A 15,159-nucleotide genomic window follows, 5' to 3' on the forward strand; every position below is an offset into this window, starting at 1 on the left:
ACCACTATGCCGCTGTGCTCAAACGCCTGATCAGCGGGAAGCCTCCGAACTTCTTCCAGAGCCCTGTGATGTAATTTCTTTCACTTACTGAATGAGGTTTGAAATCGATGACAATCTCGCCTTCATTAATTTTTCCGCGGAAGAACTGAGCGTACTTGTCGGACATCACAGAGGCCGATAGTGCCCTGATTCCTCCGTCGTTAAAATTGGCAGCAACAACCATGGCAACACCGGGAAACGACACGAATTTGCCAAGATGTCTTATCGCCTGCACGATTGGGTTTCTAGTCTGGCTTTCATCACCGTAGCTGGAATTCGATAAACTAACAGGCTGTCCATACAGCTTTTCCTGGGTTTCTTCCGACATGATCAATGTGATTTCCTCTTCCGAATATCCCAGCTCCATGAGGCTGTCATATGCCCGATCCGCATCTTCCTTGGTTGCAAAGATGCCGGTAACTGTTCCGGCATTACTTCTGATGTTGTTATTGATGTCCATAATACCTAACTAAAAGTATAACTCTTTTTAAAAGTTAAATAAGAATTGTACCACAACTTTCAAGAATAAAACAATCTATTTTCCTAAAATTCAGGATTATACGTTTCTGAAATAGTAGCAATTATTCTACAACACCACTGGTTACCAAAGCGTAGCACTCCAAAAAGTTGTGGACTTACACAGCTTATCCACTTTGATAGTCCTGGACCTGCACGACCCAAAAATTTGATAACAGAAACACTTTAATTTTAACATATTGCGGGCCTCAATAAGTAATTAGAAAAGTGAGCGTACTTATACCAGCATAAATCAAACCGAAAACTAAATTTTGATGAAGAATATAATGTTGTCCAGAAATTTAATCGTTGCTGGCGTAATTACTCTTGCTTCATGTACCCTTAGTCAGGCGCAAACGGGCGTTGGAACAAAAGCGCCAAAAGGAGCAGAAATTTACCTGGATGGTAGCCGCAAAATGCTGGACGAAAAATGGATTTATTGGGAAGGCCCGCGTTTTTCAGCCAAGCCACCTATCAAATGGACTGTTGTAAAAGATCCTGTTGATGCCGGAACGGTTATCAATTGCAACGATCCCGCTTCGGCTGGCGGACTGTATGGATCCGCAGATATTGTAACCAAAAAAGAGTTCAGAGATTTCCGTGCTCACGTGGAATTCCTGATCACGAAACCAGGAGGCAACAGCGGTGTTTACCTTCAAAACAGATATGAAGTACAAGTTCTGGACGGCGATACAACTTCGCACGGAATGGGTGCAATCATCAATGAAACTGCATCTCCCTATCATGCTTATAAAGGTGTCGGCAAATGGAATTCGTATGATATCCTGTTTAGAGCGGCACGGTTCAAAGATGGTAAAATAGTTGAACAGCCAGTCGTGACGTTATATTTCAACGGCAAAAAAGTGCATACCAACCATGCCATAAGCCAGGTTTGGGGCGGGCCAAATTCCGGACTGGATGGCGGGAATGACAAAGGAAAGGGAATTACCGACAGACCAGGAGGTTTAAAATTACAGTCGGAAGGACACGATGTGTTGTATCGCAACATCTGGATCAAAGAAGAAAACCTGAAGACTGCCAATACTGACTTCTAAGATAAAATGAAGTCATCATCCGCGCCTGATCGCCTCTCAATGGAGGCGATCAGGCTTTTTTTTGAATGACTGGTACGTATGGGTTTGTTCCGGGCTTTCATTATTTTTGGAAACAACAGCTTCACATTGAGTATATGGATTATAGAGTTGTATTTGATTTTGAAATAGAATTCACCAATGGTGGCGGCATACAAGGGCAGGATTTCAGGCTGGATATTGCCGGAAGAGAAATTTCTGACGCATTTTTAGCAGACTATATTGTCAGCGATTTGAGGTTACTCATGGTGGGTAAGGTAAAAATTCTTAATAAAAAGTATATTCAGGAAGCCCACAAGCGAGTTGCAGCGGAAGAGCTTCCGGGAGAAAGTCTTATTGATTTAAGTCACATCATTTTCGACGGACTTATAACCTACAAAGGTTTGCCGGCACCGGTCATCTGTGATTTTCTGAGCAGGGAAAATTCCGTTGGTAAATATGACGAGGGAACCACGTTCCAGATCGGCAAAATCGAAATGGTCAGCAACACCGGAACCTACATCGATTGCCCCTTTCACCGTTATGAGGATGGTAAAGATCTTTCGGAAATAGCACTTGAAGCATTTGCAGACCTGCATGCAATCACCATTGACGCAACCAACGCCATTGAAATTGGCAAATCGTATTTTGAAAATAAAGAGATACGAGGTAAAGCGATTATTGTGCATACAGGCTGGGCAAAACACTGGAATACGGAGGCATACTTTGAAAATCATCCTTTCCTCACCCACGATGCCGCAGAATACCTGCGCGACTGCCAGGTTAAACTAGTCGGGATTGATAGCCATAATATTGATGATACCAACGGAAAGAGCCGTCCCGTTCATACCATTCTGTTAGGTTCTGAGATACTTATTGTCGAACATTTGTGCAATCTTGATCAGTTGCCCGAAACTGACTATCTTTTTAGTGCTGTACCTCCTAAATTTAAAGGCGTAGGTACGTTTCCTGTACGGGCATTTGCAAAGGTGAAAAGCTAAAAACAACCTCATGGCAAACACGCAAGACGAAAAAGCTAAATATAAGTTCAAAATGAAACTGGAAGTGCGTTGGAGCGATATGGACCAAATGGGACATGTCAACAACGCCTTGTACCTCACCTATTTTGAACAAGCGAGGATCGAGTATTTACAGGAAGTGTGTCAGTGGAACTGGACAGAAACTGGTGCAATACTTGCCAACGCTTATGTGGATTATCGCCTTCCGATCGTTTACCCGGCTCCAACCCATGTTTATGTCAGAGTTAGCAAAATGGGAAATAAGAGTTTCGAGATCAGCTATATGATCGTTGCGCAAATTGCCGGAAAAGAAGAAATCACGACCACTGGTTACACCACCCTCGTGGTGTTTGATTATGATAAAAAACATAGCGTTTTTATTCCCGAAACAATCAGACAGCAAATAGAAACTTATGAAAACCATACCTTCGAACTCAAATCATAGAACTGCACAATGAAATTACTCTCCACATTTCTCCTATCTGCTTTTTTTCTGTTCACACATCTGTGCTGTGCCCAACAATTTGATCCGGCCAAGCTTGATAGCTTTTTCGATACGCTTGATGCAAACAACAAAGCCATGTTAAGTGTCGCCATCTCAAAAAACAACAAGTTGCTTTATCAAAGGACAATTGGCTACGCTTCTGTTGCCGATAGTATCAAGGCGACCGCGGCGACGAAATATAGAATTGGCTCAATTTCTAAAACTTTCACGGCAACAATGATCTTCCAGCTCATTGACGAAGGGAAGCTTTCACTCAAAACTACTTTGGATAAATATTACCCTACTGTGGCAAATTCTTCAAAGATCACAATCGGTAACCTATTGAATCACAGAAGCGGGATTCACAGTCTCACCAATGATGCTGCCTATCTTGAGTACATGACAAAGCCAAAAACGTCGGAAGAAATGCTGGCAATCATCAGCGCGGCAAAGCCTGACTTCCAGCCTGATACAAAAACTGAATACAGTAATTCCAACTACGTTTTGCTCGGCTATATCATTGAGAAAATTACCGGAGTGAGCTATTCCGCTAACTTAAAAACGCGGATCACATCGAAACTAAACCTGAATGCAACCTACTACGGCGGAAAAACAGACACAGGAAAGCAAGAAAGTTATTCCTATAAAATGTCCCAAAAATGGGAATTACAGCCCGAAACGGATCTGAGTATTCCAGGTGGTGCAGGATCGCTGATCTCCACACCCACCGAGCTTACTGTTTTCATGACTGCTCTTTTGCAAGGTAAACTTACCTCAGCCAGCAGCCTGGAACAAATGAAAACCATTCAGGACGATTTGGGAATGGGACTGTTTAAAGTGCCATACAACTCCCAATCCGGTTATGGCCACAATGGATCTATTGATGGCTTTGTGGCTTCTGCTTACTATTTTCCAACGGGAGAGTATGCAGTTGCGATCTGTTCAAATGGCATTGCTTATCCTCTGAACGACGTTCTGATTGCGTTGCTAAGTACGTGCTACAACAATCCTGTCGCAATTCCGTCATTTAAATCTATTACTTTGAAGCCCGAAGAGCTGGACAAGTACGTCGGATTATATTCGAGCAAGGATATTCCCTTGAAAATGACTGTGACCAAAACCGACAACATACTTACTGCACAGGCAACCGGCCAGGGCGCGTTCCCTCTCACGCCAACAGACAAAGACAAGTTTGTATTTGATCAGGCAGGCATTGTCATGGACTTCAACCCGGGAGAAGGCACTTTCAGACTAAAACAGGGAAGTGGAAATTATTTGTTCAGCAAAGAAAAATAGTTACCTATCATTTATTTATTGATCCGGCAGGCATAAAAATTATGTGGTCCTTTCTAAAAAACCACCTGCTTTATGATTGCTGAAAAATTTAACCTTAAAGGAAAAACAGCCCTGGTAACTGGTTCGAGCCAGGGAATTGGGAAAGGAATTGCACTTGCTTTGGCAGAATATGGAGCCGATATCATTATTCACTACCGTAGCGAGAAAGACGAAGCAGACCAGGTCGCGGAGGAGATCCGGACTTTGGGATCCAGGGTTTGGCTCATCCAAAGTGACTTATCCGAAAATGCAGCTGTGCCTAATATGGTTGATAGATTACAGCAAATGGTAAAAACCATCGATATTCTGGTCATCAACGCTTCGGTTCAACTACCGGCAACGTGGGAGGATACCAAAGAAGATGAGATTGACATACAGTTTAATACGAATTTCAAATCAACATTTCTATTAATCCAGCTCATTGCACCTCAGATGATAGCCTCCGGATGGGGTCGTATTTTAACAATTGGCAGTGTACAGCAAATAAAACCTCATCCCAACATGCTGATCTACGCCGCCACCAAATCCGCCGTGTTAAATCTGGTACAGAACATGGCCATGCAGCTGGCAGATAAAGGTATTACGGTAAATAATCTGGCTCCCGGCGTAATTGGTACTGCACGAATTGAAGAAGAAGTGCCGGAATCGGAAGAGCGGATTAATAAAAGAATGGAAACTCCCTCAGGAAAAATAGGAAATACGGAAGATTGTGCAGCGATGGCGTTGCTGCTCTGCTCGGAAGCAGGTAACTTTATAACAGGCCAGAACATTTTTGTTGATGGCGGAATGAGTTTATAAAACACCTGTTAACCCAGAAATCCTGATGAAAAACCGCCTGCTATTAGCAATGATGCTTTTTGCATCCTTTTCAGCCTTTGCGCAAAAGGCCAAGACCTACCCTGTCGGACAAATTAAAACACCGCTTGGAGAAATTCTATTCTGGCTTTATGACGAAACGCCTAATCACAAGGCGAGTTTTATAAAACTGGCCAATGAGAATTATTGGGACTCGTTGACCTTCAATCGGGTGATCAACAACTTCGTTGCCCAGGGTGGCTGCCCTGACACGCCGGCCGGGTTTGCTGGCTCGCCTTATTTGCTGAAACCGGAATTCAATAGCAAAATCCGTCACGTATATGGAGCTGTGGGTGCAGGTCGGGACGATAACCCTGAAATGCTGTCGGCCGGATGTCAGATATACATCGTTCAGGATAAAAAAGGACTCGCGCGCCTCGACGACAAGTACACGGTGTACGGCCAGGTTTTCCAGGGAATGGATGTCGTTGATAAAATCGTAAGTGTTAAAACCGATTCAACAGACACCCCGCTGACACCCATCAAACTTGATGTGAATGTGATTCAGCTAACTGAAAAAGAACTGCTAAAAAAAGGCTACAAGCCATTGGCAAACTAAACTCCACCGGCTTATACACAAAGACCCGGCCTGTTCAGAACACGGCCGGGTCTTTCATTTTGTAAGAAATAATTCCTCACTTCTTCTTGTAATCGATTTTAAAAATTGTCCCGTTAAGATCATCCGTCACATAAAGTGCACCATCTGGTCCCTGAGCAAGTCCGCATGGGCGATGTTGAATCGGCCCGGTCGGCTTGGCAAGATCCGTTCCTGCGAAATTATCTGCAAAAATTTCCCATTTACCGGCTTTGCCATTTACAAAAGGGACAAATGCTACCAAATAACCTTTTTTAAGTTCAGCAGACTGGCTATGGAAAGCAATAAAAGCACCATTTTTATACCTTGCAGGGAACATATTTCCTGTATAGAACATCAGCGCATTGGGCCCCAGATGTGCGGGAAATGCTGCAACAGGATTTATGGCTTTCTCGCCTGAAACCTTTTTACCATCGCCTCCGTACTCAGGCGCCATCATCTTCTTATTCGTGAAATGATCGTAGTAAATGTATGGCCATCCCGCATCATCACCCTCTTTTAATTTGTACAAAGTTTCAGCCGGCAACTCAGCACTGTGTTTCGGCGTGTAATATTGCGGATAAAAATCGTCAAATTTCCCACGGCCGTGCACAGTCGCATAAAGCGAGTTTGACTTCGTATCCCAGTCAATTCCTACGGCATTTTTAACACCAGTCGCATACCTTGTCCCATCTTTAAATGTCTGACCGGACTTGTTGGCATTAAATTTCCAGATACCGCCGGCGGAATCCAATATGGTACATGGAGACATTCCCTTTCCCGATCCCGTCTCTCGGCAATTGTCACTGTATGACCCAATTGTCACATAAAGATTGGATTGGCTATCGATGGCGAGCGGTTTAGCATTATCCCTTCCATGATCCAAAAGTCCGTCAACAATTTTTTCGGGATTATCAAAATCGAGAATCTCCTCCTTATCATTCAGTTTATACCTATACACAGCACTATTGGAAGAGCTGTACAAATAGCCATTTTTGATCAAAATGCCGGTACCCGGATAATTGGCAAACAACTTTTGCTCATCTATTGCTCCATCTCCATTGGCATCCCTCAACAGATAAATACCCTTCCCGTCTTTCAGTTTGGAAAGTTTCACATAGATGTCTCCATTTTTCCCTACCGCAATATGCCTCGTCGCGCCAAGATCAGTACCAAGTACTTTAGCAGAAAAACCAACCGGTAGTTTCAACTCCTTTGCTTCGATGGCCTGTCCCTTAGTTGTCACCGTTCCGGTACTGCGTTTTTGTTCTTCCGTGACAATAAAAGCGGTCAATCCGGCTGTCAGCGTAAGCACACCTGCTACCTGTAAGAAAAATCTTTGCATGAAATAAAATTAATGAGTGAAAAATGAGATTAAACTTATGGTTATATTTATTAAGCTAAAAAGCTCTGAATACACAGGTTAATACTCAAACGTATATGAAGATAATTTTCATTGCTAAAAAACTATGAATGTTTTTTGGCATCAGGTCTATACAATTCGTAAACCATGAATTAAATTGCACTCAAATTCTTCTATACAATAAAATTTATTCAACTAAAATCTGAAACAACATGGGACCATTTGGTGACGATGATGACGATTTATATGATGACGACCTACCAGGAGATGATCTGGATTCGGATGCCATTTTTCGTCGTGGCCTCAAAGATGAAGAAATCGATCCTGAATTTCTGGGTAAGGAAAAACTTGCTGACGATGATGACGACAGCTGGGAAGACAAGGACATTGATGAGGACCAGATCGACGACGATTTAGACATCCTGGGTTCTGAACTCGACGACGATGACGACGATTTTTAAATCATAATACTGACAACCCGTTTTCATACAGATGATGCGCTGCCCCTGACAGCGTATTAAAAGTATCTTTAAAATGCGGCCTGCCACAGAGCATGAGATCTTAATTTCATGCTCTTTTTTTATGCCCGGACAATTATTTTCACCACACAGGCTTTCCGCTTTTTCTTACTCTTTATCAAAGGTGTTTGTTCATTAAAAAGGACATATCCTCCCACCTCCACGCAACCCGTTCCCATCAACCTTCGTATTCATTAAAAAACCAATTCATTTCTAACAAAAAATTTACATCCCAATGAAATTGTTCAATTCACCCATTCACCTGGTTGCTGCTTTTGTGATGCTTGTCAGCCTGTCTTGTTCAGACAGCGATCCGGATCCCGTTACACCTGATCCTGTATTTAACATTACCATTAAATCTACCACAATGGGGAACGTCCTGGCCGACTCGGCAGGAAGAACATTGTACATCTTCAGCAGAGATGTTGACGGTAAATCTGCCTGCACGGGAGTATGCCTAACCAACTGGCCAATTTACTCCAAAACAAAGTTAAACGTGGACCCAAGCCTTACCGCAGCCGATTTTGCTATAATTACTGGTGCAGATGGAAAACCACAGGCGACATACAAGGGTTGGCCATTATACTATTTTAAAGATGATGTTACTGCCGCTGACGTTAAGGGTGACGATGTTGGCAAGATATGGTTTGCCGCCAAAACGACTTATTCTGCTATGATCGCCAGTGCGCAATTGATAGGAAATGATGGAAAATCTTATCTGGGCGACTATAAGGAAGGTACAGGAGCTACTCAGTTTTTTGTGGACAACATGGGCCGCACACTTTATGCTTTTGTAAATGACAAGAAAAACAAAAACAATTTCACCAATAATGATGCGGCACATGACGCTAGCTGGCCCATCTTCACTGCTGAATTAAAAGATCTTCCAACAGGAATGGATAAAGCTTCATTTGGTACAATTGACGTCTTCGGCAAAAAGCAGGTAACTTACAAAGGCTGGCCGCTGTACTATTTCGGGGGCGATGCACAAACAAGAGGAATGACAAAAGGGGTTAGTGTTCCAAGACCGGGCGTTTGGCCAATTGTTAATATTGCCACTGTAAATGCGCCAGAATAACACCCTGTTGTCGATAGCCAGAAGTACATAAACAGAAAGAATAAAGGGGGATCAGGTAAGCATAATTTTTTATCTGATCGCCCTTTTACAACGCATTTTATTCCGGATTCCAACCCGGTCAACGCACACTAATTAATAAACATTTCGTCAACCAGAAGAAGCGCTCTTTTCCCTTTGTTACGGTGCCATTCAGGAATTTCTACGACCGGCTTACCAACTATTTTAAGATACGTGATCGTCTCTGGCTTGAAACTGCCTGACAGAAATTTAATGACCGGCTTATCACCCTTAGCAGGAAGAGAAGCTTTCATTGTGGTGAGTAGTCGCAGCTTTCCCGGATCTGTTCCTCCCCATATTTCCACTGCTGCGGGAGGAAAAATGCCAGTATCTTCTTCAATCATATAGCGCAGGCCTACCGACGACACAGTTACAGGTTTGTAAAACTGTGAGAGCAGCACCATATCATTGTCCCTGACAGCTCCCCAGTTATTGGCCCATGCAGGGTTATTTGCACCAATGTCACCCAATTTTTTATCAAAAAAAGTATGAGCTCCCTCCGCCTGATGAACACGGTTGAGTGGAAAAAGCAACCTGAGACTATCGGGTTTGAATGTACTTTTATAGAAGTTGAAAGTCGCCAGATCACTTCCATACCATCCCTGCTTAAAGGCTCTTACTTTCACAGTTGCATTGTTTTTCAGGACTGTCTTGTTGCTAAAAATAGCGGAACTACTGCTGTCCGGTTCTGTTCCGTCCGTCGTGAATCTTAGCTCTACACCTTTAATGGGGTGTTTTAATTGCAATGGTGTTGATGTCGTAAAAATCACCGACTCGTTTTTAAGCTGTGGCGTATTCAGTTTGAGCGGATCTTTTCCGTCATCCTTAAAACCTCCTACAAACCTGATATCGCGATTGCTATTTTGAAGCTTTGCCAATTGATCGGCAGTTAGTGGGGTGTTCCACAACGTCACAGATCTTAACCCTTTAAAGGTTGAGATTACCTTTTCTAAGTCTGCATAATTCACCAGTGTCCCGGATAAGGTCAGATATTTAAGATGTTTTAAGCCAGACAGTTCATTCAGACCTTTTCCAGTAACCCCGGTAAAGTTAAGATCAAGCCTCCGCAAGTTTACAAATTTGGCGATGAGCTTCAAATGCTCATCCTTAACCGGCATTTTGGTGAGATTTAAAGACACGATCTGTTCACTTACTTCGCTTAGTTCTTCTAGTTGTTTTGAACTGAAAGCGTTCTGATTGTATATGTTTACAGAAAGCGCCGGTGATTCCTTTGCAAGCGGGGCAACGGTACGGTAATCATTGTTCAGCTTTGTGATCGTCTTGTCATCGGCTGCACTAAAATCATAAGATTCCGTTACTTCCGCGGGTTTAAGCCTGGAAGAAGCTATCATTCTCAGTGAATCTTTTTCAGGTAAATCAACAACCCTTTTATTGAAATCAGAATTCTGTTTTACCCATAACGACAACAGAATCACCTCTTCCGGGGTCAATTGCGCCTTCCCTGACGGCGGCATATGTTTTTTGTCCTCTACCGGCAAATGCACCCGTTGCAAAAGCAGGCTCATCGCAGGATTGCCCGGCACATACAACTTCCCCGACTTCCCTCCTTTTTTGATCGAAGTGGGATCGGACAAAATCAATTCCCCTTTTAATTTATCAGGATTGTGACAGCTCACACATTTTTGTTCGAAAATGGGACGAATGATATCATTGTAAACAACTGCCTCTTCCAGCGGGACTGAATTTGCCTGTTGCTGAGCCAGTATAGGTTCAAAAATAAAATTATCTCCATGCGTTAGCGCGGCACCATAATGACCTGTGAGTATGAGCCCAATCACTGTGAGCATTGCCCCCACTTTCGCAGCGGGAGCTTTATACCAATTGTTATTCCGAATCCAGTAAATGAACGAAGCGAGGAAGAAAATGCCGGCACCAGTCCATTTGTGCCAGGTAAGTGTTTCACCTCCGTAACCTTCCTCTCTCGATAGAAATAGCCCCATGATAACAGTAACCGCAGCAAAAAGGGCTCCGACCAGCAACAGGTTTTGTGAAAAATTCCGGTAAAACTGGTTATTAAAATTTTCAGGCTTAAACCTGAAAAACTCTAGCAGCATGGCAATGAGTAGAATGACAATCGGAAAGTGCAGAATCAGCGGATGCATTCTGCCAACCGTTTGCAGCCAAACCGGAATGACCAGTTGGTTCTCAAAAAACAGTAAAAATGCGATAAAAACATTGGAAGCGAACAGAAGCTGGCCAGCAAACTTCTTCAATTTTATGTGCATTACTTATCTACGATTACATTCAAAGGAGGCAACATAGTTTTAATTAGTGACTGAAAATCAGGTCAATATATCCTTAACCACTTTTCCAGACACATCGGTGAGACGATAACGCCTTCCCAGATGTTTGAAAATCAGCTTTTCATGATCAAGTCCCAACTGATGAAGTACCGTGGCCTGAAAATCATGTACGTGCACCGGATTACTGGCAATGTTGTATCCAAGCTCATCCGTTTCGCCATATACCATTCCCGGTTTAATGCCGCCGCCAGCCATCCAGATCGTAAAACAGCGTGGATGATGGTCACGTCCGTAGTTGTCCGCTGTAAGTTTCCCTTGAGTGTAACTGGTGCGCCCAAATTCCCCTCCCCAAATCACCAGGGTTTCGTCGAGAAGTCCCCTTTGTTTTAAGTCTGTCACCAAAGCCGCCGAAGCCTGATCTACATCTTTCGCCTGTTTGGTAATTTCATAAGGTAAATTTCCGTGTTGATCCCATCCCTGATGGTATAACTGAACAAAGCGTACGCCGTTTTCAGACAACTTTCGCGCAAGCAGACAATTCGCCGCGTACGTACCCGGAACGAGGCAGTCTGGTCCATAGAGTTTAATAATGTCATCCGATTCTCTCGAAAGATCCATTACTTCCGGTACGGCGGTTTGCATCCGGTAAGCCATTTCGTACTGCTTTATTTTGGCAGTTATTTCCGGGTCACCAAATTCCTGATAAGATAATTCATTCAATTGAGAGAGATTGTCGAGCATATCTCTTCTGTCGGTTCTATCCATTCCATCCGGATCACGCAAATAGAGAACAGGGTCTTCACCTTTGCTGAACTGAACACCCTGATGCACAGAATCCAGGAAGCCATTAGACCATAATTTGGAATAGACACCCTGTCCGTTCCCAACCCCACGCGAAAGCAAAACGGTAAAATTTGGAAGATTTTTATTCTCATTTCCAAGCCCATAACTCAGCCATGAACCCATACTTGGGCGGTTGCCCTGCTGCGAACCCGTTTGCAAAAATGTCAAAGCCGGATCGTGGTTAATCGCCTCCGTGTACATAGACTTCACAAAGCAAAGATCATCAACAATTTTGGCTGTATAGGGCATTAAATCACTTACCCATGCACGGGATTCACCATATTGTTTGAAATCGACAAAGGAACCTACCAGCGGAAAAGATGCCTGATTGGCTGTCATGCCCGTCAAACGCTGAGAACCTCTCACCGATGGCGGAATTTCCTGACCCAACAAATCCCGGAGTTTGGGTTTGTAGTCAAACAATTCCTGCTGAGAAGGCGCACCATTTTGGAAAAGGTAAATGACACGTTTGGCTTTGGGAGCGAAATGCGGAATCCCGGGAGCGAGCGCGTCGTCCTGCATCCCGTTGCTCTTAAACAGATCGGGCATTAACAATGAACCCAGAGCGACACCGCCAATCCCCAGACTCATTGAAGATAAAAAGCGTCTTCTGTTGAAATTAAAGCCATGTTCTAATATTTCCTTTTCCATAACTTATAGCTGTTAGCGACTGGCTGTTAGCTTTGTTTTGCTTGTAAGGTGATTTGATATCTTCTTAATCATCATCAATGCTGTACTTATTTGAGAGCTAACAGCTACTTACGATTTCGTGATGGTCTCTTCGAGGTTATAAATCGTCGATACCACGCGCATCAAAGCTGCTAATGTTTTTTTGTCAATATTCTTGGTCATTGGATATTCACCCACCGCAGTCATTTTACCAGCCGTCGCATCTGTCATTTTTTTCAGCTGTGTATCAAAATAATTGGTCAGTAAGGTCAGCTCTTTTTCCGTCGGGTTACGACAAACAATGAGCCTGAATGCCTTTCGGATCTTTTCCTCCTGCGTATTTTTTTCTTGTAATAAACTCGCAGCCAATACCCTTGAAGCTTCCAAGACAGCAGGATCATTCATCATCACAAGCGCCTGCAACGGAGTGTTTGTCTTCGCCCTTTTCACCTCACAAAGATCCCGGTTACTCGCGTCAAAAATGCCCATGGTTGGCGGTGGCACTGTGCGTTTGATCAGCGTATACATGCCTCGTCGGTATAGATTACTCCCATGATCCTGGTTGTATACGGACAGTAATCCGCGCCCGGAAGTCGCACCTTCCCACAATCCAGCCGGCTGGTAGGGTTTTACACTAGGTCCGCCAATTGTTTTGTTTAGCAAGCCGCTGCTAGCTAAAACCAGGTCTTTAATGAATTCAGCATGTAACCGATATCTTGATCCACGCGCCAGCAACAGGTTGTCGGGATCTCTTGCAAGTTTCTCTTTGCTTATCACCGCCGACTGTCGGTAAGTCGCAGAGGTAACCATTTGCTTCACCAATCGTTTTACATCCCAGTTATGTTCCATAAAATCGACCGCAAGCCAGTCAAGCAATGCCGGATGTGATGGCAATTCTCCCTGCATACCAAAATCGCCGGAAGTCTTAACGATACCTTTTCCAAAGAATTCCTGCCAGAGAATGTTAACATATACACGTGCAGTCAATGGATTTTTTTTATCAAAAAGCCATTTAGAAAGCCCTAATCTGTTTTTTGGATACTTACTATTGAATGGCAGAATGGATGTCGGCGTACCTGCCTGCACCTCTTCGCCCGGCGCGTCGTAAACCCCGCGGTTGAGCACATGGGTTTTTCTGGTTGAGTCAAGATCGCCCATCACCGACACAATGAGCCGGTTGGTATCTGCCTTGTTCACAAATTTCAGTATACTTTTAACGTCCTCATTGCTGATCTCCATCAACGGCCTCTTAGCGTAAGTCTCCGGACCTCCGATCACCGATTCTATTCCCACTTCATTTACATTATTAAAGAAGGCGAACATCTGGTAATATTCTTTCTGAGAAAACGGATCATATTTATGATCGTGGCAGTGAGCGCATTCAAGCGTTACGCCGAGTAAACCTTTGCCGAACAAATCGTTACGGTCTGTTACATACATGATCCTGTATTCTTCCGGAATTACGCCTCCTTCTTCCGTTATTTTATGATTTCTGTTAAATCCCGTTGCGAGTATCTGTTCCTTGCTGGCATTGGGAATAAGATCTCCTGCCAATTGCCAGGTCACAAAATCATTGTAATGCATATTTTTGTTAAAAGCATGAATTACCCAATCCCGCCATGGCCATTGCGTACGGTATCCATCATCCTGATAACCGTGGGAATCCGCATATCTGGCCAGGTCGAGCCAATGTATCGCCATTTTCTCACCATATTCTGGTCTGGCAAGAAGTTGATCAACCATTTTTTCATAAGCTTTCGGATTTTGGTCAGCTAAAAAATCGTCCATCATTTTCAGTGTAGGAGGCAGACCTACAATATCCAGACTCAACCGTTTTAGCAGCCTCTCCTTGTCCGATTCTTCATTGGGCTCCATTCCTTTCTGCTCCTGCTTTTGTAGAACGAAATAGTCTATCTCATTTTTTGGCCATTCCGTACGATCAACTTCTGGCAGAGCCGGTTTCTTTGGAGCTACAAATGCCCAGTGTTTTTCATACTTGGCACCCTGTCTGATCCATTTGTCTATCAGGCTGATTTCATGGGCAGTAAGTTTCAGATTAGAAGAAGGCGGAGGCATGAGCAACGAAGTATCTTTGGTTGTCATCCGTAAATAGGCATGCGACAACTCCGGCTTTCCGGCCACAAGTGCATGCGCAGCAGGATTTTCTTTGAGTGCCTGGAAAGCGCTTTCTGCAACATCAAGCCGTAAACCGGCCTCCCGCTTGTTGGCATCCGGACCATGGCAAACGAAGCATTTATCCGACAATATTGGGCGTATATCGAAATTATAACTGATCTGCTCCGGTATTTTTTCTTCCTGCACGTCACCGGACGAGTCATTGGAACAACTTTGAATCGAGATTACAAAGCCGCAAAACAGAAGAATAAGGCAGGTAAGTTTATACATAGCAACCAACAGTAAACAGGGCTTCCAATTTTAGCAATATAAATAATTAACTAAAAAAGTGAATATTAC

Annotated in this window: 13 protein-coding genes; 8 read left to right on the forward strand and 5 right to left on the reverse strand. The window is 43.6% G+C overall.

Translation table 11 applies throughout. The annotated features are described in order from the left end of the window. Positions 1–4: 4 nt before the first annotated feature. Positions 5–499 (reverse strand): hypothetical protein, encoded by a 495-nt coding sequence (locus tag LZG71_RS14005; protein ID WP_233821279.1) that lies wholly within the window; start codon positions 497–499, stop codon positions 5–7. 331 nt (positions 500–830) lie between these two features. Here LZG71_RS14005 and LZG71_RS14010 point away from each other — a divergent pair, with 331 nt between their 5' ends. The 6 genes from LZG71_RS14010 (at position 831) to LZG71_RS14035 (ending at position 5,877) form a co-directional block, all read left to right on the forward strand. Continuing rightward, a complete protein-coding gene (locus tag LZG71_RS14010) occupies positions 831–1,610 on the forward strand; it encodes a DUF1080 domain-containing protein (protein WP_233821280.1) in 780 nt (259 codons plus the stop codon). 134 nt (positions 1,611–1,744) lie between these two features. After that, positions 1,745–2,626, forward strand: coding sequence for a cyclase family protein (locus tag LZG71_RS14015; RefSeq protein WP_233821281.1), 882 nt, complete (start codon positions 1,745–1,747; stop codon positions 2,624–2,626). Positions 2,627–2,636: 10 nt separating this feature from the next. Then, a complete protein-coding gene (locus LZG71_RS14020; RefSeq protein WP_233821282.1) occupies positions 2,637–3,089 on the forward strand; it encodes a thioesterase family protein in 453 nt (150 codons plus the stop codon). A 9-nt stretch (positions 3,090–3,098) separates the two neighbouring features. Continuing rightward, positions 3,099–4,424 carry a serine hydrolase gene (locus LZG71_RS14025; RefSeq protein ID WP_233821283.1) on the forward strand — a complete coding sequence of 442 codons (1,326 nt, stop codon included), beginning with the start codon at positions 3,099–3,101 and terminating at the stop codon, positions 4,422–4,424. A gap of 72 nt (positions 4,425–4,496) precedes the next feature. Next, entirely contained in the window at positions 4,497–5,261 is a 765-nt protein-coding gene (locus LZG71_RS14030) for an SDR family NAD(P)-dependent oxidoreductase (protein ID WP_233821284.1), read from the forward strand. Positions 5,262–5,286: 25 nt separating this feature from the next. Continuing rightward, positions 5,287–5,877, forward strand: coding sequence for a peptidylprolyl isomerase (locus LZG71_RS14035; protein WP_409013630.1), 591 nt, complete (start codon positions 5,287–5,289; stop codon positions 5,875–5,877). Positions 5,878–5,953: 76 nt separating this feature from the next. Here LZG71_RS14035 and LZG71_RS14040 read toward each other — a convergent pair whose 3' ends face one another. After that, the gene (locus LZG71_RS14040) at positions 5,954–7,237 is read right to left on the reverse strand and encodes a sorbosone dehydrogenase family protein (RefSeq protein ID WP_233821285.1); all 1,284 of its coding nucleotides are present in this window, start codon (positions 7,235–7,237) and stop codon (positions 5,954–5,956) included. A gap of 230 nt (positions 7,238–7,467) precedes the next feature. Between LZG71_RS14040 and LZG71_RS14045 the strand changes: the two genes are divergently transcribed. Beyond that, the gene (locus LZG71_RS14045; RefSeq protein ID WP_233821286.1) at positions 7,468–7,716 is read left to right on the forward strand and encodes a hypothetical protein; all 249 of its coding nucleotides are present in this window, start codon (positions 7,468–7,470) and stop codon (positions 7,714–7,716) included. Positions 7,717–8,008: 292 nt separating this feature from the next. After that, positions 8,009–8,851, forward strand: a complete 843-nt coding sequence (locus tag LZG71_RS14050; RefSeq protein ID WP_233821287.1) for a hypothetical protein — start codon at positions 8,009–8,011, stop codon at positions 8,849–8,851. Between the two features lie 128 nt (positions 8,852–8,979). Here LZG71_RS14050 and LZG71_RS14055 read toward each other — a convergent pair whose 3' ends face one another. The 3 genes from LZG71_RS14055 to LZG71_RS14065 form a co-directional block, all read right to left on the reverse strand. Then, the gene (locus LZG71_RS14055; protein ID WP_233821288.1) at positions 8,980–11,154 is read right to left on the reverse strand and encodes a c-type cytochrome domain-containing protein; all 2,175 of its coding nucleotides are present in this window, start codon (positions 11,152–11,154) and stop codon (positions 8,980–8,982) included. A 57-nt stretch (positions 11,155–11,211) separates the two neighbouring features. Beyond that, positions 11,212–12,666 carry a DUF1501 domain-containing protein gene (locus LZG71_RS14060; protein WP_233821289.1) on the reverse strand — a complete coding sequence of 485 codons (1,455 nt, stop codon included), beginning with the start codon at positions 12,664–12,666 and terminating at the stop codon, positions 11,212–11,214. A 108-nt stretch (positions 12,667–12,774) separates the two neighbouring features. Further along, positions 12,775–15,090 carry a PSD1 and planctomycete cytochrome C domain-containing protein gene (locus tag LZG71_RS14065; RefSeq protein ID WP_233821290.1) on the reverse strand — a complete coding sequence of 772 codons (2,316 nt, stop codon included), beginning with the start codon at positions 15,088–15,090 and terminating at the stop codon, positions 12,775–12,777. Positions 15,091–15,159: the final 69 nt, after the last annotated feature.

The organism is Dyadobacter sp. CY312, from assembly GCF_021390535.1.
Classification (GTDB): Bacteria; Bacteroidota; Bacteroidia; order Cytophagales; family Spirosomataceae; genus Dyadobacter.